This window comes from Pseudomonas sp. IT-P260, assembly GCF_949768395.1.
Lineage (GTDB): Bacteria > Pseudomonadota > Gammaproteobacteria > Pseudomonadales > Pseudomonadaceae > Aquipseudomonas > Aquipseudomonas parakoreensis.
Genome location: NZ_CATKPO010000002.1, coordinates 75,218 through 92,858 on the forward strand (window position 1 = coordinate 75,218; position 17,641 = coordinate 92,858).

The 17,641-nt window shown below is 60.8% G+C and carries 16 protein-coding genes; 11 read left to right on the forward strand and 5 right to left on the reverse strand.

The window, feature by feature from the left end; all coding sequences use genetic code 11:
• Positions 1-225 precede the first annotated feature (225 nt).
• On the reverse strand, positions 226-1,077 hold the full coding sequence (locus tag ACM6HV_RS01395) for a glycine betaine ABC transporter substrate-binding protein (protein ID WP_414903112.1): 852 nt from the start codon (positions 1,075-1,077) through the stop codon (positions 226-228).
• Positions 1,078-1,365: 288 nt separating this feature from the next.
• Between ACM6HV_RS01395 and ACM6HV_RS01400 the strand changes: the two genes are divergently transcribed.
• On the forward strand, positions 1,366-2,961 hold the full coding sequence (locus ACM6HV_RS01400) for a beta (1-6) glucans synthase (RefSeq protein WP_414903114.1): 1,596 nt from the start codon (positions 1,366-1,368) through the stop codon (positions 2,959-2,961).
• Between the two features lie 107 nt (positions 2,962-3,068).
• On the opposite strand, the gene ACM6HV_RS01405 is transcribed toward ACM6HV_RS01400, so the two are convergent.
• Positions 3,069-3,437 carry a hypothetical protein gene (locus tag ACM6HV_RS01405; protein WP_145592988.1) on the reverse strand — a complete coding sequence of 123 codons (369 nt, stop codon included), beginning with the start codon at positions 3,435-3,437 and terminating at the stop codon, positions 3,069-3,071.
• Between the two features lie 223 nt (positions 3,438-3,660).
• Between ACM6HV_RS01405 and ACM6HV_RS01410 the strand changes: the two genes are divergently transcribed.
• Positions 3,661-4,959 (forward strand): serine/threonine protein kinase, encoded by a 1,299-nt coding sequence (locus ACM6HV_RS01410; protein ID WP_041072894.1) that lies wholly within the window; start codon positions 3,661-3,663, stop codon positions 4,957-4,959.
• Complete coding sequence (locus tag ACM6HV_RS01415; RefSeq protein ID WP_007969640.1) at positions 4,952-5,740, forward strand: VacJ family lipoprotein; 789 nt, start codon at positions 4,952-4,954, stop codon at positions 5,738-5,740. The genes ACM6HV_RS01410 and ACM6HV_RS01415 overlap by 8 nt, the downstream gene beginning before the upstream one ends.
• Before the next feature lie 175 nt (positions 5,741-5,915).
• Here the strand turns inward: ACM6HV_RS01415 and ACM6HV_RS01420 are convergent, their stop codons facing one another.
• Positions 5,916-6,830: a DUF808 domain-containing protein gene (locus ACM6HV_RS01420; RefSeq protein WP_414903117.1), complete on the reverse strand. Its 915-nt coding sequence runs from the start codon at positions 6,828-6,830 to the stop codon at positions 5,916-5,918.
• A gap of 134 nt (positions 6,831-6,964) precedes the next feature.
• Here ACM6HV_RS01420 and ACM6HV_RS01425 point away from each other — a divergent pair, with 134 nt between their 5' ends.
• On the forward strand, positions 6,965-7,570 hold the full coding sequence (locus tag ACM6HV_RS01425) for a TetR/AcrR family transcriptional regulator (protein ID WP_047292618.1): 606 nt from the start codon (positions 6,965-6,967) through the stop codon (positions 7,568-7,570).
• A gap of 112 nt (positions 7,571-7,682) precedes the next feature.
• Here the strand turns inward: ACM6HV_RS01425 and ACM6HV_RS01430 are convergent, their stop codons facing one another.
• Both ACM6HV_RS01430 and ACM6HV_RS01435 read right to left on the reverse strand, forming a co-directional pair.
• Positions 7,683-8,141 (reverse strand): REP-associated tyrosine transposase, encoded by a 459-nt coding sequence (locus tag ACM6HV_RS01430; protein ID WP_414903119.1) that lies wholly within the window; start codon positions 8,139-8,141, stop codon positions 7,683-7,685.
• Between the two features lie 212 nt (positions 8,142-8,353).
• Positions 8,354-8,794, reverse strand: a complete 441-nt coding sequence (locus ACM6HV_RS01435) for a GlcG/HbpS family heme-binding protein (protein ID WP_095667156.1) — start codon at positions 8,792-8,794, stop codon at positions 8,354-8,356.
• Positions 8,795-9,063: 269 nt separating this feature from the next.
• Between ACM6HV_RS01435 and gcl the strand changes: the two genes are divergently transcribed.
• The 7 genes from gcl (at position 9,064) to ACM6HV_RS01470 (ending at position 17,616) form a co-directional block, all read left to right on the forward strand.
• Positions 9,064-10,839, forward strand: a complete 1,776-nt coding sequence (gene gcl / locus ACM6HV_RS01440; RefSeq protein ID WP_041072901.1) for a glyoxylate carboligase — start codon at positions 9,064-9,066, stop codon at positions 10,837-10,839.
• A gap of 155 nt (positions 10,840-10,994) precedes the next feature.
• Positions 10,995-11,777 carry a hydroxypyruvate isomerase gene (gene hyi / locus ACM6HV_RS01445; RefSeq protein ID WP_108182068.1) on the forward strand — a complete coding sequence of 261 codons (783 nt, stop codon included), beginning with the start codon at positions 10,995-10,997 and terminating at the stop codon, positions 11,775-11,777.
• 133 nt (positions 11,778-11,910) lie between these two features.
• On the forward strand, positions 11,911-12,804 hold the full coding sequence (locus tag ACM6HV_RS01450) for a 2-hydroxy-3-oxopropionate reductase (RefSeq protein ID WP_003222962.1): 894 nt from the start codon (positions 11,911-11,913) through the stop codon (positions 12,802-12,804).
• Between the two features lie 154 nt (positions 12,805-12,958).
• Complete coding sequence (locus ACM6HV_RS01455) at positions 12,959-14,233, forward strand: glycerate kinase (RefSeq protein ID WP_329699248.1); 1,275 nt, start codon at positions 12,959-12,961, stop codon at positions 14,231-14,233.
• Positions 14,230-15,645, forward strand: a complete 1,416-nt coding sequence (pyk, locus tag ACM6HV_RS01460; protein WP_086791476.1) for a pyruvate kinase — start codon at positions 14,230-14,232, stop codon at positions 15,643-15,645. Before ACM6HV_RS01455 ends, pyk begins: the two co-directional genes overlap by 4 nt.
• Before the next feature lie 210 nt (positions 15,646-15,855).
• Positions 15,856-16,770: an urea transporter gene (locus tag ACM6HV_RS01465; RefSeq protein ID WP_414903124.1), complete on the forward strand. Its 915-nt coding sequence runs from the start codon at positions 15,856-15,858 to the stop codon at positions 16,768-16,770.
• Positions 16,771-16,791: 21 nt separating this feature from the next.
• The gene (locus tag ACM6HV_RS01470; RefSeq protein WP_414903126.1) at positions 16,792-17,616 is read left to right on the forward strand and encodes an ion transporter; all 825 of its coding nucleotides are present in this window, start codon (positions 16,792-16,794) and stop codon (positions 17,614-17,616) included.
• The last annotated feature ends 25 nt before the right edge of the window (positions 17,617-17,641 follow it).

Genomic DNA, 17,641 nt, shown 5'->3' on the forward strand with positions numbered 1-17,641 from the left:
CACAGATTATTGTTGGAACGTATCCACTGTATGCGGCTGCGGAACGGCTTCCAGACGACCTTAGTATTAGAACGACATGACGTTTTCGCCAATTTTCAGCACACAAAAAAAACTGTGGGAGCGAGCCTGCTCGCGAAAGCGTCAGATCAGTCGAAATATGTATCAACTGACAGATCGCATTCGCGAGCAGGCTCGCTCCCACAGTGGGGTACGGCGGTGTTGCTTTTATTTGGTCCAGTCAGCCACGCGGTCCGGGTGCTTGGCGACCCAATCCTTGGCCGCCGCGTCAGGCTTGGCGCCGTCCTGGATGGCCAGCATGACTTCGCCGATCTCGTCTTTCGACGCCCACTGGAAGTTTTTCAGGAACTTGGCCACTTCCGGTGCCTTGGTAGCCAGTTCTTTGCTACCGATGCTGTTTACGGTTTCAGCCGCGCCATACACGCCTTTCGGGTCGTCAAGGAAGCGCAGTTTCCACTTGGCGAACATCCAGTGCGGCACCCAACCGGTGACGGCAATCGATTCGTTCTTCTTCTCGGCACGGGTCAGCTCGGCAATCATGCCGGCGCCGGAACTGGCCTTGAGGGAGTATTTGTCCAGACCGTAATCCTTGATTGCCTGATCGGTCTTGAGCATCACGCCTGACCCGGCGTCGATGCCGACGATGCGATTTTTGAAGCTGTCATCGGTCTTGAGGTCTTCGATCGATTTCGCCTTGACGTACTCCGGCACGATCAGGCCGATTTTCGCGTCCTTGAAGTTCGGGCCGTAATCGACGACCAGATCCTTGTTTTTCGTCCAGTATTCGCCGTGGGTCACCGGCAGCCACGCCGAGAGCATCGCATCGAGTTTGCCGGTGGCCACGCCCTGCCACATGATCCCGGTGGCGACGGCTTGCAACTTCACGTCGTAGCCGAGTTTCTGCTTGATCACCTCGGCCGCCACGTGGGTGGTCGCGACGCTGTCGGACCAGCCGTCAACATAACCGATGTTCAGGGTCTGTTTTTCAGCGCTGGCGAATGTGGAACTCATCGCAAGCACCAGAGCGGCACCTGCGCCTAAAAGTCGTCGCATCTTCATCGTTTACTTCCCCGAAATGCTGCGCCCGACGGATGCCGGGCATCGTCAACGTATTGTTATGGTGCACAGCGCCCCCATCACGCCTGACTGCAAACTCGACCGACCATCAGTGGAGTACTGACGCTTTCGATCATCGGCCTGACGCTCGCAGCGACCTGCTCTGTCAGCGACCTCAATACACCGAGAAACGACATCAGAAGGCCATTAATCACCTCTGAATAATTGGCGCCAGACAATCCGCCCGAACTTTGCATGTGCAAATCATGCAGGCCACCAACCCGCGGATAAATGCAGGTAACATGCGTCGCTTTGCAGCCACTCGGCCTGACCATGTCCGCGACCTCCCGCTTCCCGCTTGTTCCTTATCTCTTTGCCTGCCTGCTCGGCCTGTTGGCCCTCGGTGGCTTCTGGTACGGCCTCGGCAAACCGGTGATTCTGCCGGATGCCGCGACCCCGACGCACAAATTGCAATGCGCCTCCTACACGCCGTTCGACAAGGATCAGTCGCCGTTCGACGTGCCGTTCAAACTGCGCCCGGAACGCATGGACGCCGACCTCGCTCTGCTGGCGACGCGTTTCGAATGTATCCGCACCTACTCAATGACCGGCCTCGAAGCGCTGCCGGAACTGGCGCGCAAGCACGGTTTGAAGCTGATGATCGGCGCCTGGGTCAACAGCAACCCGGTGGACACCGAAAAGGAAGTCGACCTGCTGATTGCCTCGGCCAACGCCAACCCGGATGTGGTCAGCGCGGTGATCGTGGGCAACGAAGCGCTGCTGCGCAAGGAAGTCACCGGCGCGCAACTGGCGAAGCTGATCAACAAGGTCAAAAGCCAGGTCAAGCAACCGGTTACCTATGCCGATGTCTGGGAGTTCTGGCTCAAGCACCCGGAAGTCGCGCCAGCGGTGGATTTCCTGACCATTCACTTGCTGCCGTACTGGGAAGATGATCCGTCGAACATCGACGTCGCCCTGCAACATGTGGCGGATGTACGCCAGGTGTTCGGCAACAAATTCGCGCCCAAGGACGTGATGATCGGCGAGACCGGCTGGCCCAGCGAAGGTCGCCAGCGCGAAACCGCCCTGCCGAGCCGGGTCAACGAGGCCAAGTTCATTCGTGGTTTTGTCGCGATGGCCGAGAAGGAAGGCTGGCATTACAACCTGATCGAAGCCTTCGACCAGCCATGGAAGCGTGGCAGCGAAGGAGCGGTCGGCGGTTACTGGGGCCTGTTCGACGCCGATCGTCAGGACAAGGGCGTGCTCGCCGGGCCGGTGACCAATGTGCCGTACTGGAAAGCATGGCTGGGCGTCGGCGGCCTGATTTTCCTCGGCACGCTGCTGCTCGGCGGCCGGGTGCGCACCACCCGATCGGCATTGATCCTGCCGCTGCTCGGTGCGCTGGCCGCCTGCTCGATCGGCGCCTGGGGCGATCTGGCGCGAGTGACCACGCGGTTTGCCAGCGAATGGCTGTGGGTCGGCTTGCTGACGGCATTGAATCTGTTGGTGCTGGCACATGCCGCGCTGAGCCTGAGCGCCCGCCAGGGCTGGCGTGAACGCGCGTTCAGCCTGCTGGAGCGCCGTGCCGGCTGGCTGGTCGCCGGGGCCGGTTTTGCGGCGGCGGTGATGATGCTGGAGATGGTTTTTGACGCACGCTATCGCAGCTTCGCCAGCATGGCGTTCATTCTGCCGGCGCTGGTGTATGTGTGCCGCCCGGTCAGCGTGCCGCGCCGGGAAATCGCCCTGCTGACCTTTATCATCGGCGCCGGCATTGCGCCGCAATTGTATGAGGAAGGCTTGTTGAATCAGCAGGCGTGGGGCTGGGCGCTGGTCAGCGGGTTGATGGTGGCGGCGTTGTGGCGCTGTCTGCGGGTTCGCAAGGGTTGATCTTCAGCGAAGCTAAAGGCCTCTTCGCGAGCAGGCTCGCTCCCACATTGGATCTGTGGCGTTCACAAATCCCCTGTGGGAGCGGGCTTGCCCGCGATGACTGACTGTCAGGCGCTGCGGGATGCCCGGACCAGCCGCAATCCGGCAATCACCACCGCAAACACCGCCAGCGTCGTGTTGTACAACGCCAGCGCCGGCAACCCGAACACCAGCGCCAGCACCGCCAGCCACCACCCTGCCCGCCCCGGCAGCACGAAACCCAGCAACGCCGCAGCCAGCGCGGTCCAGCCCAACACCTTGAAGTGAATCATCAGCCCCAGACTCGAGCGCACCGTACATTCCCAGCGGCTCGCCTCATCGACGCAGATGCCGACCCACTGCCCATCCTCCATGAAGCCATAACGCGCGCCATAACTGGCGGCCAGCCACAGCGGCAACAGCACGAGCAACAGAATCACGGGCAAGCGGCGGGACATGAATCTCTCCAATCAACGAAATCGGCGGCCAGCTTAATCTGCCCGCACGCATTGGCAAGCACTAACAACTGTTAACTGGTCATCCGCGCCTTGCAACGTGTATCGTCCAGCTACTATTACTCCGAATTCTGCCTGTTTGGTGCCGAGGCATGGCACTTTGGCGCAAGCCCGGTGGTCATAGCCTGCGAACTTCATTCGGCACCTTCCTTTAAGGGATCCAGTCATGCTCCGTTCCTTGCGCTTCGCCGCGCTGTTCAGCGGCCTTATTCTGAGTGCGTCCGCACTGGCGGTGGATATCGATGCCGCCAGTTATGGCTATCCCCTGACCAACCCGTTCGAGGCGACCATCGCCACCACGCCACCGGACCTGCGTCCGGAATTGCCGTCGAACGACGAGATCAATCAGTCCGACCACAGCATCACTCTGCGCCCGGAACGGGCCTTCATCCTCCCGGACAACTTCTGGCCGGTGAAAAAACTCACCTACCGTATCGCCGAGCAGGACAAACCGGCGCCGCTGATCTTCCTGATCGCCGGCACCGGTGCGCGTTATGACAGTTCGCTCAATGAGTACCTGAAGAAGCTTTATTACAAGGCCGGCTACAACGTCGTGCAGTTGTCGTCGCCCACCAGCTTCGACTTCATCAGCGCCGCTTCACGCTTCGCCACCCCGGGCATCACCAAGGAAGACGCCGAAGACATGTACCGGGTGATGCAAGCCGTGCGCGCGCAACATCCGAAACTGCCGGTCACCGAGTACTACCTCAGCGGCTACAGCCTTGGCGCGCTGGATGCCGCGTTCGTCGCGCACCTGGACGAGACCCGACGCAGTTTCAACTTCAAGAAAGTCCTGCTGCTCAACCCGCCGGTCAACCTCTACACGTCCATCAGCAACCTCGACAAGCTGGTGCAGACTGAAGTGAAGGGCATCAACAACAGCACCACTTTCTATGAACTGGTGCTGAACAAGCTGACCCGCTACTTCCAGCAGAAAGGCTACATCGACCTCAACGACGCCCTGCTCTACGACTTCCAGCAGTCCAAACAGCACCTGACCAACGAGCAGATGGCGATGCTGATCGGCACCTCGTTCCGCTTCTCGGCCGCCGACATTGCCTTCACCTCCGACCTGATCAACCGCCGTGGCCTGATCACTCCGCCGAAATTCCCGATCACCGAAGGCACCAGCCTCACGCCGTTTCTCAAGCGTGCGCTGCAATGCGACTTCGACTGCTACCTGACCGAACAGGTGATCCCGATGTGGCGCGCCCGTACCGACGGCGGCAGCCTGCTGCAACTGATCGACCAGGTCAGCCTGTACGCGCTCAAGGATTACCTGCACGACAGCCCGAAAATCGCCGTCATGCACAACGCTGACGACGTGATTCTCGGCCCTGGCGACCTGGGTTTCCTGCGCAAGACCTTCGGCGATCGCCTGACTGTTTACCCACTGGGCGGCCATTGCGGCAACCTTAACTACCGCGTCAACAGCGACGCCATGCTGGAGTTCTTCCGTGGCTAAATATCTCCTGCTGATTGCAGCGCTCCTCAGTGCAGGCGTGGCCCAGGCCGACAACAGCAAAGCCAACGCGCCAGTGGTGGTCGACAGCGACGGCTTCAAGGAGCCGCTGTCCAAACTCAAGTTCAACCCGGGGCTGGACCAACGCGAGTTCGAACGTTCGACACTCAACGCGCTCAACGTCTATGACCCGCTGGAGTCGTGGAATCGCCGCGTCTACCACTTCAACTACCGCTTCGACCAATGGGTGTTTCTGCCGGTGGTCGACGGTTATCGCTACGTGACGCCGAGCTTCCTGCGCACCGGAGTGAGCAACTTCTTCAACAACCTCGGCGACGTGCCAAACCTGGTCAACAGCCTGCTGCAGTTCAAGGGCAAGCGTTCGATGGAAACCACCGCGCGCCTGTTGCTCAACACCACCATCGGCATTGCCGGCCTGTGGGACCCGGCGACTGCCATGGGCCTGCCGCGCCAGAGCGAAGACTTCGGTCAGACCCTGGGTTTCTACGGCGTACCGGGCGGCGCCTACTTCGTCTTGCCGATTCTCGGCCCGTCGAACATCCGCGACACCGCCGGCCTGGCCGTGGACTACACCGCCGAATCGGCGATCAACTACCTGAACGTTTCTGAAGTCAGCTCCAACCACCCGGAAATCTGGGCCTTGCGCGCCGTCGACAAGCGCTACCAGACCAACTTCCGCTACGGCCAGATGAACTCGCCGTTCGAGTACGAGAAAGTGCGCTACGTCTACACCGAGTCGCGCAAGCTGCAGATTGCCGAGTAACTTCAGCGGCAACAAAAAAAGGGCCATTCGATGCGAGTCGAATGGCCCTTTTTCATGGATCACTGAAATCCAGTGTGGGAGCGAGCCTGCTCGCGAATGCGGTGCATCAGACCCGAAAAGGGGTAACTGACTCGACGCCTTCGCGAGCAGGCTCGCTCCCACAGGGGTGATGGGTTTATCCCTTGATCGCGCGCCAGATTTTGCCGACCACCGAAACCACTGCCAGCACTGCCGCGCCCGCGATAATCCCCGCTACGCCATTGAGCAACACAGGCACGGCAAACCCGGCGCTGCCAGCCGCCGCGCCGACACTTTCAATCCAGTGATGCACCACCGGAACGCCATGGGTGAGGATGCCGCCACCGACGAGGAACATCGCCGCTGTGCCGATCACCGACAGGCCTTTCATCATGTACGGGGCGGCGCGCAGGATCGCGTTGCCAATGCTTTTTGCTGCTGCACCCGATTTGCGGGTCAGCCACAGGCCCAGGTCGTCGAGCTTGACGATACCAGCCACCAGGCCATAAACGCCCACGGTCATGACGATGGCGATGCCGGACATCACGATCACTTGCTGGGTCAGCGAAGCGTCGGCCACGGTGCCGAGGGTAATGGCGATGATTTCCGCGGAGAGGATAAAGTCGGTGCGGATCGCGCCTTTGATCTTGTCCTTCTCGTAAGCCACCAGATCGGTGGTCGGCTCGGCCACCGCCGCGCTCAGTTGCGCGTGGTTGGCATCATCTTCGGCCTTGCTGTGCAGGAACTTGTGCGCGAGTTTCTCGAACCCTTCAAAACACAGGTACGCGCCGCCGACCATCAACAGCGGCGTCACCAGCCACGGCACAAATGCGCTGATCGCCAGCGCCGACGGCACCAGAATCAGTTTGTTGACGAACGAGCCCTTGGCCACCGCCCAGACCACGGGAATTTCCCGCTCGGCGCGCACGCCGGAGACTTGCTGGGCATTGAGCGCCAAGTCATCGCCGAGTACGCCGGCGGTCTTCTTCGCGGCCATTTTGCTCATCAACGCCACATCATCCAGAACGGTGGCAATATCGTCGATCAGCACCAGCAAACTGCTTCCTGCCATGAATCGTGTTTCCTTATGTGAATAATGCCGCGCAGCATACCGCGACTGCGGGCCACACGGGGCATTCTTGAGCCATGCGCGAGGCCGGTGCTACCATGCGCAACCGCCAGAACAGGCAAGGAACCACCGGGTTTATGAGCACAATCCGCGAGCGCAACAAAGAACTGATCCTGCGTGCCGCCAGTGAGGAATTCGCCGACAAGGGCTTCGCTGCGACCAAAACCAGCGACATCGCCGCCAAGGCAGGATTGCCCAAGCCCAACGTCTACTACTACTTCAAGTCCAAGGAAAACCTCTACCGCGAGGTGCTGGAAAGCATCATCGTGCCGATCCTGCAGGCCTCGACCCCGTTCAACCCGGACGGCGTGCCGAGCGAAGTGCTCAGCGGCTACATCCGCTCGAAGATCCGCATCTCCCGCGACCTGCCCTTCGCCTCCAAAGTGTTCGCCAGCGAAATCATGCACGGCGCTCCGCACCTGAGCGCCGACCTGGTCGAGCAGCTCAACAGCCAGGCCAAACACAACATCGACTGCATCCAGAGCTGGATCGACCGTGGCCAGATCGCCCCGCTCGACCCCAACCACCTGATGTTCAGCATCTGGGCCGCGACCCAGACCTACGCCGACTTCGACTGGCAGATCTCTGCAGTTACCGGCAAGGACAAGCTGGACGAGGCGGATTACGAGGCGGCGGCGCAGACGATTATCCGGTTGGTGTTGAAGGGGTGCGAGCCGGACTGATAGACCGCGTTGAACGCTTCGCGAGCAGGCTCGCTCCCACAGGGATTTGTGAACGCCGCAGATCCAATGTGGGAGCGAGCTTGCTCGCGAACGGGGCGACTCGGTTTGCCTGTCAGACCCAAATCGCATCCCACAGCGGATAATCGCCAAGCTTCTGCACTAAACCTGCCCGCAATGGGTTGGCGACGATGTACCGAGCCAACTTCACCAGATCTTCTTCTCTGCGCAATGCACGATCATGAAAGCCAGATTGCCAAAGACGGGTCTTTCGACCCGTCGAGAGATTTACGGATTTGGTGCTGAGGGATTTTGTACGCTGCATCAACTCGCTGAGCGAACCACGCTTCAATTCGATTAGCCAATGAAAATGATCTGGCATGACGACCCAGGCCAACGAGTTGGCAAACCCCATCTCGTCTGCGATGCGAAATTGGCTGACGACCAATCGACCCAGTGCAAAGTCGCCGAAAACAGGCTGCCTTCCCGCCGTATTGGCAGTCAGTAAGTAGATGCGGTTTTGTTCGGAGTAGTGACCAATGCGCAAACGATTTGAAGCAGATAGATCCAGCATTCCCTTGCCTTTTCATGTCCTGATTATGAAAAGGCTAGTTCAGTGAATTTCCGCGCAAGCGTCAGACTTTTAGCAAGATGTGTACGGAAGATCGCCTTCGCGAGCAGGCTCGCTCCCACAGGGGACTGGGGTACTCAGACATTTTGTGTCTAGACACCAATCCAATGTGGGAGCGAGCCTGCTCGCGAAGGCGGTTAATCAGCCGCTACAGATCAAGCCGCCACCCCCGCATCCGCCCGCAAATCCAGCGCCTCCACCGCTTTGATCGCGACCTGCTCGTCAATATCCGACAGATCGCCGCTGATCCCGATCGCGCCCAGCACATTCCCCGCCTGATCACGGATCAACACCCCGCCCGGGGCCGGGACGACGCTGCCCTGGCCCATGCTGTTGAGCGCTGCGATAAACGCCGGGCGTTGTTGGGCGTCCAGCGCCAGCAGGCGTGAGCCCTTGCCCAAGGCGATGGCGCCCCAGGCTTTGCCGATGGCGATGTTCGGGCGCAGCAGGCTGGCGCCGTCTTCGCGTTGCAGGGTGATCAGGTGGCCGCCGGTATCGAGTACCGCGATCGTCAGCGGCGCGGCGTTGATCCCGCGCCCGGTAGTGATGGCCTGTTCGACCAGGTTGACTGCGACTTTCAAGGTTAAAGCGCTCATGGTGCCGTCCTCATTTTGTTATTGGGAAAGTCGTGGAGCTGCGCGGTTGTGCCGCAGCCCGATGCCACAAATAGAACACAATGAATTATTTTTTTGTATACAATAATTCTCCAAAAGCGCCACATGCGACGAAAAGCCACAGCAGAAACGGGCTTGCGACGAATGAAACAGGCGCTTGAGAAAATGGATTGACCTGCGCCGTCCGCCGTGAATACACTCTGCGCAAAGCCACTTGTATACAATTACAAAACGTAAAGAGGCACAAAACCATGAGCAAAATGAGAGCAATCGAAGCCGCCGTTCTGGTGATGCGCCGTGAAGGGGTTGATACCGCTTTTGGCATTCCGGGTGCAGCGATCAACCCGCTGTACTCCGCACTGAAAAAAGTCGGTGGCATCGATCACGTCCTCGCTCGTCACGTCGAAGGCGCGTCGCACATGGCCGAGGGGTACACCCGCACCAAGGCCGGCAACATCGGCGTGTGCATCGGTACGTCCGGCCCGGCCGGCACCGACATGGTCACCGGGCTCTACAGCGCCTCGGCCGACTCGATCCCGATCCTCTGCATCACCGGCCAGGCACCCCGCGCCCGTATGCACAAGGAAGACTTCCAGGCCGTCGACATCACCAGCATCGTCAAGCCCGTCACCAAGTGGGCGACCACGGTTCTGGAGCCGGGCCAGGTGCCCTACGCGTTCCAGAAAGCCTTCTACGAAATGCGCTCCGGCCGCCCGGGCCCGGTGCTGATCGACCTGCCGTTCGACGTGCAGATGGCTGAAATCGAATTCGACATCGACGCTTACCAGCCACTGCCGCTGGCCAAGCCGACCGCGAGCCGCGTTCAGGTCGAAAAGGCGCTGGCGCTGCTGGATCAGGCCGAGCGTCCATTGCTGGTAGCCGGTGGCGGCATCATCAACGCCGACGCCAGCGATTTGCTGGTGGAGTTCGCCGAGCTGACCGGTATCCCGGTGATCCCGACCCTGATGGGCTGGGGCACCATTCCTGACGATCACCCGCTGATGGTCGGCATGGTCGGTCTGCAGACGTCGCACCGTTACGGCAATGCGACGATGCTCAAATCCGATGTGGTGCTGGGCATCGGTAACCGTTGGGCCAACCGTCACACCGGTTCGGTCGACGTCTACACCGAAGGTCGCAAGTTCATTCACGTCGACATCGAAGGCACGCAGATCGGCCGCGTGTTCACCCCGGACCTGGGCATCGTCTCCGACGCCGCTGCGGCGCTGACCGTGTTCATCGAAGTCGCCCGCGAATGGCAAGCCGCCGGCAAGCTGAAAAACCGCAGTGCCTGGCTGCAGGATTGCCAGCAGCGCAAGGCCAGCCTGCAGCGCAAGACCCACTTCGACAACGTGCCGGTCAAGCCGCAACGCGTTTACGAAGAAATGAACCAGGTGTTCGGCAAAGACACCTGCTACGTCAGCACCATTGGTCTGTCGCAGATTGCCGGCGCGCAGTTCCTGCACGTCTACAAGCCGCGTCACTGGATCAACTGCGGTCAGGCCGGCCCGTTGGGCTGGACCATTCCGGCAGCGCTGGGCGTGGTCAAGGCCGATCCGAACCGTAAAGTCGTGGCCCTGTCGGGGGACTATGACTTCCAGTTCATGATCGAGGAGCTGGCGGTCGGCGCTCAGTTCAAACTGCCTTACATCCACGTCGTGGTGAACAACTCGTACCTGGGCCTGATCCGTCAGGCCCAGCGCGGGTTCGAAATGGACTACTGCGTGCAGCTGTCCTTCGATAACCTGAACGCGCCGGAACTCAACGGTTACGGTGTCGACCACGTCGCCGTCGCCGAAGGCCTGGGCTGTAAAGCGCTGCGTGTGTTCGAACCGGCGGACATCGCCCCTGCCCTGCGCAAGGCCGAAGAGCTGATCGAAGAGTTCAAGGTGCCGGTGATCGTCGAAATCATCCTGGAGCGTGTGACCAACATCTCCATGGGGACCGAGATCAACGCCGTCAACGAATTCGAAGACCTGGCGCTGGTCGGCAACGACGCGCCAACGGCGATTTCGCTGCTCGACTGATCTGCCGGGATTTGATGGCCGCGGTTACTCCCCTGTAGGAGCTGCCGCAGGCTGCGATCTTTTGATCTTGTTTTTCAGGATCAAGATCAAAAGATCGCAGCCTGCGGCAGCTCCTACACAAAGCCATCATCATTAATTCGCAACAGGAGACCACCATGCCGCGTTTCGCAGCCAACCTGTCCATGCTGTTCACCGAACAGGATTTCCTTGCCCGTTTCGACGCCGCCGCCAAGGCCGGTTTCAGTGGCGTGGAATACCTGTTCCCGTACGACTTCAGCTCCGCCGAAATCAAGGCAAAGCTCGAGGCCAACGGTCTGACCCAAGTGCTGTTCAACCTGCCGGCCGGTGACTGGGCCAAGGGCGAGCGCGGTATCGCCTGCCTGCCGGATCGCGTTGAAGAGTTCCGCGCCGGGGTCGATCTGGCGATTGCCTACGCGCAAGTGCTGGGCAACACCCAGGTCAACTGCCTGGCCGGTATCCGCCCGCAAGGGGTCGACGATGCCACTGTGGAAAAGACCTTCGTCGCCAACCTCAAGTACGCCGCCGACAAGCTGCAGGCGGCGGGCATCAAACTGGTGATGGAAGCGATCAACACCCGCGACATCCCGGGGTTCTACCTGAACAACACGGCGCAAGCCCTGTCGATTCGCGAGCAGGTCGGCAGCGCCAACCTGTTCCTGCAATACGACATCTACCACATGCAAATCATGGAAGGCGATCTGGCCCGCACCCTGCAATCGCACCTGGCCGAGATCAACCATGTTCAGCTCGCGGACAACCCGGGACGCAACGAGCCGGGCACTGGCGAGATCAACTACCGCTTCCTGTTCGAACACCTGGATCGGATTGGTTATCAGGGTTGGGTGGGTTGCGAGTACAAGCCGCTGACCACTACTGAGGCCGGTCTGGGCTGGCTCAAAACTCATAACGCAATCTGATCGAACACGGTCATTCCTGTAGGAGCTGCCGAAGGCTGCGATCTTTTGACTTTGCTTTTCAAGATCAAGATCAAAAGATCGCAGGCTTCGCCAGCTCCTACAGAGAGCCACACAAAAACAAGAGGATTTTCTCATGGCTAAAATCGGATTTATCGGCACCGGCATCATGGGCCACCCAATGGCTTCGAACCTGCAGAAAGCCGGTCACAGCCTGTTCCTGTCGGCGCACCACGACGCCGCTCCAGCCGACCTGGTGGCCGCTGGCGCCGTCGCCTTGGCCAACCCGCGAGAAGTGGCGCAGGAAGCCGAATTCATCATCGTCATGGTGCCGGATACCCCGCAGGTCGACGACGTACTGTTCCGCGCCGACGGCGTCGCTGCCGGCATCGGCAAAGGCAAAGTAGTGATCGACATGAGCTCGATCTCGCCGACCGCCACCAAGGCCTTCGCCAAGAAGATCAACGAGAAAGGGGCGCAGTACCTCGACGCGCCAGTGTCCGGCGGTGAAGTCGGCGCCAAGGCTGCGACCCTGAGCATCATGGTCGGTGGCGATGCCGATGCCTTCGAACGCGCCCTGCCGCTGTTCCAGGCCATGGGCAAGAACATCACCCTGGTCGGTGGCAATGGCGACGGTCAGACCGCCAAAGTGGCGAACCAGATCATCGTCGCGCTGAACATTCAGGCTGTCGCTGAAGCCCTGCTGTTCGCCTCGAAAAACGGTGCTGATCCAGCCAAGGTGCGTGAAGCGCTGATGGGCGGTTTCGCTTCGTCGAAGATTCTCGAAGTGCACGGCGAGCGCATGATCAAAGGCACCTTCGACCCGGGCTTCCGCATCAGCCTGCACCAGAAGGACCTGAACCTGGCCCTGCAAGGCGCCAAGGAGCTGAACATCAACCTGCCGAACACCGCCAACGCCCAGCAAGTGTTCAGCACCTGCGCGGCCATCGGTGGCAGCAACTGGGACCACTCGGCGCTGATCAAGGGTCTGGAACACATGGCCAACTTCTCGATTCGCGACAAGAAGTAAAGCCTGCACAAAACCCTGTGGGAGCGAGCCTGCTCGCGAAAACGGTTGCACATTCAACATCGATGTTGGCTGACACACCGCCTTCGCGAGCAGGCTCGCTCCCACAAGGGTTCCGAGTTGCCCTTTCGAATAACAAGAATTCCGGGAGCCCGCCATGTCGGTCGATCCGCAACAACTGCTGCGTGAGCTGTTTGCCACAGCCATCGACGCGGCCCATCCGAACCAGGTCCTCGAAGCCCATCTGCCCGCCGATCGCACGGGTCGGGTGATCGTCATCGGTGCCGGCAAGGCCGCAGCCGCCATGGCGCAGGTGGTCGAGCGCTGCTGGCAGGGTGAAGTATCCGGTCTGGTGGTGACCCGTTACGGTCACGGCGCTCCGTGCGAAAAAATCGAAGTGGTCGAAGCCGCGCACCCGGTACCGGACGCCGCCGGCCTGGCCGTGGCCAAACGCGTGCTGGAACTGGTCAGCAACCTGAGCGAAGACGATCGCGTGATCTTCCTGCTCTCTGGTGGCGGCTCTGCCCTGCTCGCCCTGCCGGCTGAAGGCATCACCTTGGCGGACAAGCAGTCGATCAACAAAGCCCTGCTCAAATCCGGCGCGACCATCGGCGAAATGAACTGCGTGCGCAAGCACCTTTCGGCGATCAAGGGTGGCCGCCTCGGCAAGGCCTGCTGGCCTGCCACTGTGTATACCTACGCGATTTCCGATGTGCCGGGCGACCTCGCCACGGTCATCGCTTCCGGCCCGACCGTGGCCGACCCGAGCACTTCCGCCGAAGCGCTGGCAATCCTCAAACGCTACGGCATCGAAGTCCCGGCCTCGGTGCGCACCTGGCTGCAAAGCCCGGAATCGGAAACGGTCAAACCCGGTGATCCGAGCCTGGCCCGCAGTCACTTCCAATTGATCGCCCGCCCGCAGCAATCGCTGGATGCTGCGGCGGTGAAATGCCGCCAGGCCGGTTTCAGCACGCTGATCCTTGGCGACCTGGAAGGTGAATCCCGCGAAGTGGCGAAGGTCCACGCCGGCATCGCCCGGCAGATCATCAATCACGGGCAGCCACTGGCAGCGCCGTGCGTGATTCTTTCCGGCGGCGAAACCACGGTCACCGTGCGCGGCAATGGTCGCGGCGGGCGCAACGCCGAATTCCTCTTGAGCCTCACCGACAGCCTCAAGGGCCAGCCCGGCGTCTACGCGCTGGCCGGTGACACCGACGGCATCGACGGTTCGGAAGACAACGCCGGCGCAATCATGACCCCGGACAGCTACGCCCGCGCCGCCGCCCTCGGTTTGAGCGCCAGCGACGAGCTGGATAACAACAACGGTTACGGCTATTTCGAGGCGCTCGATGCGCTGATCGTCACCGAGCCGACCCGCACCAACGTCAACGACTTCCGCGCCATCCTGATCCTTGAGAACTGCAAATCATGACGCCTGATAAAAAGGTCAAAATCCTCGCCACCCTCGGCCCTGCCGTCGACGGCATCGAAGACATCCGTGAACTGGTCGAGGCCGGGGTCAACATCTTCCGCCTGAACTTCAGCCACGGCGATCACGCCGACCACGCCAAGCGCTATCAGTGGATCCGCGAAGTCGAGCGCCAGCTCAACTATCCGCTGGGCATTCTGATGGATTTGCAGGGGCCGAAACTGCGCGTCGGCAAGTTCGCCGACGGCAAGGTGCAGCTGCATCGCGGTCAGGCGTTCCGCCTCGATCTGGACGCGACCCCGGGCGATGAACGCCGGGTGAACCTGCCGCACCCGGAGATCATCGCCGCGCTCGAAGCGGGCATGGATCTGCTGCTGGATGACGGCAAGCTGCGCCTGCGCGTGGTCACAAAATACACCGACGCGATCGACACCACCGTGCTCGCCGGCGGCGAACTGTCGGACCGCAAAGGCGTGAACGTGCCGCAAGCGGTGCTCGACCTCAGCCCACTGACCGCCAAGGATCGACGCGACCTGAGCTTCGGCCTGGAGCTGGGTGTGGACTGGGTGGCGCTGTCGTTCGTGCAACGTCCGCAGGACATTCTCGAAGCCCGCGAACTGATCGGCGACAAGGCCTTTCTGATGGCGAAAATCGAGAAGCCGTCAGCGGTTGAGCAACTGCGCGAAATCGCCCAACTGAGCGACGCGATCATGGTCGCTCGCGGCGATCTCGGCGTGGAAGTGCCGGCGGAAAGCGTGCCGCAAATCCAGAAAAACATCATCAGCACCTGCCGCGAACTGGGCAAACCGGTGGTGGTGGCGACGCAGATGCTCGAGTCGATGCGTTTCTCCCCGGCCCCGACCCGCGCGGAAGTCACTGACGTGGCGAATGCTGTGGCTGAAGGCGCGGATGCGGTGATGCTGTCGGCCGAAACCGCCTCCGGCGAATACCCGCTGGAAGCGGTGCAGATGATGAGCAAGATCATCCGTCAGGTGGAAAACGGTCCGGACTATCAGACTCAACTCGACGTCAGCCGACCGAAAGCCGAGGCGACGGTGTCCGATGCGATCAGTTGCGCGATCCGCCGCATCAGCAACGTGCTGCCGGTGGCGGTGCTGGTCAACTACAGCGAATCGGGCGCTTCGACGTTGCGCGCGGCACGGGAACGACCGAAAGCGCCGATCCTCAACCTGACGCCGAACCTGCAGACCGCGCGGCGTTTGAGCGTGGCGTGGGGCATTCACTCGGTGGTCAACGATCGCCTGCGTCAGGTCGATGAAGTGTGTTCGACGGCGCTGGAAATCGCCCAGGCGCAAGGCATGGCCGAGCGTGGCGATACCTTGCTGATCACCGCCGGTGTGCCGTTCGGGCAGCCGGGATCGACCAACTCACTGCGGATCGAAACGCTGATCTGACCCATATTTTTGATGTGAATACAAAACCTGTGGTGAGGGGATTCATCCCCGATTGACTGCGCAGCAGTCACCGCTTTCAAGAGAGTGACGGTTTTCACAGAAAAACCGCACTCCCCGATTGGGGGCCGCTTCGCAGCCCATCGGGGATAAATCCCCTCACCACAGGTAAGCAAGACCTTTTGATTGTCCAACTGCCCAGATTTTTTCAACATGCCTGCCAATCATTTCAACACCCACTGCCCCGACTGGGCCGAGGCTTTGCTCAACGGTTTCAGTCAGATATTCCTCCAGCGCCACCCGCTGTGCGGCCTGTTGTGCCTGCTGGCGATCCTGCTCACTGCGCCGGTGCTGTTTGCCGGCGCGCTGCTCGGTGCAGTCGCCGGCCTGCTAACCGCGCAACGGCGCAACTATGCCAAGGCGGATCGTCAGGCCGGATTGTTCAGTTACAACGGCGTGCTGCTTGGCTTGGTGCTGAGCCTGTATTTCCCGTGGTCGCCGATGCTGCCGCCGCTGATTCTGGCGGCCGGTGGCCTCAGTGCGATGGTCACTCAGCAGTGGCTCAAACACGTGTATCGCAGTCGATCGATACCGGCTTACACCTCGCCGTTCGTGGCCATCGGCTGGATCCTGCTGCTGTTCGCCGAGCCATCCGCGCCGACGGCGCATATCGAGATGACCACGCTGAACCTGCTCGCCGCTGAACTGCGTGGACTGGGTCAGGTGATGTTCCTCGGTCATCCGCTGGCCGGCGCGTTGATCGGCATCGGTCTGTTGATCGCCGATCGCCGCGCGTTCTGCTGGGCAGTGCTGGCGTCGGCCATCGGGCTCGCCTCCAGCCTGCTGCACCACGAAACCGCTGCAGCGTTGCTGGGACTGGGCAGTTACAACGCGGTGCTCGCCGCCCTCGCCTTCAGTTCACAGCGTCAACAACCGTGGCTGCCGCTGCTGGGCATCGTCCTGGCGCTGCTGGTCACCCCGCTGTTCACCGCCCTTGGTCTGGCGACGCTGACCGCGCCGTTCATCCTCGCCGGCTGGCTGATCCGTGCCGGGATCCAGATGCTCGGCAAAGCGACCGTCGACGCCACGCCTTGCGCACAGGGGGACAATCAACCTAGGCTGCGCTGATCTTCAATTCAGGCGTTATCCATGGACAGCAGCAACAGTTGGCGTGAACGGCTTTACGTGATGATTTTCCAGAGCGACACCCTCGCCGGGCGGCGCTTCGACGGCACCTTGCTGTTGATCATCCTTGCCAGCCTGGTGGTGGTGATGCTCGACAGCATCGACAGCATTCACCAGAACTACGCCGATGTGCTGGCCTACATCGAGTGGGGCTTCACAATCATTTTTCTCGGCGAGTACATCCTGCGGTTGTACTGCTCACCGAAGCCGTTGCGCTACGCCTTCAGTTTCTACGGACTGGTGGATCTGCTGGCGATCGTGCCGGGGATCCTCGCGCTGTATTACAGCGATGCGCAGTACCTGCTGATCATCCGGATCATTCGGATGCTGCGGATCTTCCGCGTACTCAAGCTCAGCCCGTACCTCAAGCAAGCCAACTATTTGATGTCGGCGCTGCGCGGCAGCAAGCAGAAGATCGTGGTGTTCCTGGTCAGCGTCTGCACGCTGGTGACGGTGTTCGGCACCCTGATGTACGTGATAGAAGGCCCGGAACACGGCTTCACCAGCATCCCCAAAGGCATCTATTGGGCTATCGTGACGTTGACCACGGTAGGCTTCGGCGACATCGTGCCCAAGACTCCGCTGGGCCAGGTGATTTCCTCGCTGGTGATGATCACCGGTTACTCGATCATCGCCGTGCCCACCGGGATCTTCACCGCAGAACTGGCCAACGCCATGCGCGGCGAACAGCTGCAACACGACTGCCCGGTGTGCAAGAAAAACAGCCATGAACACAGCGCGGCGTTTTGCTCGAGATGTGGCAGTCAGCTGTTTAAGAAAGTGGAATAAGCACAGAGCTTTTTAATCTTTAAAC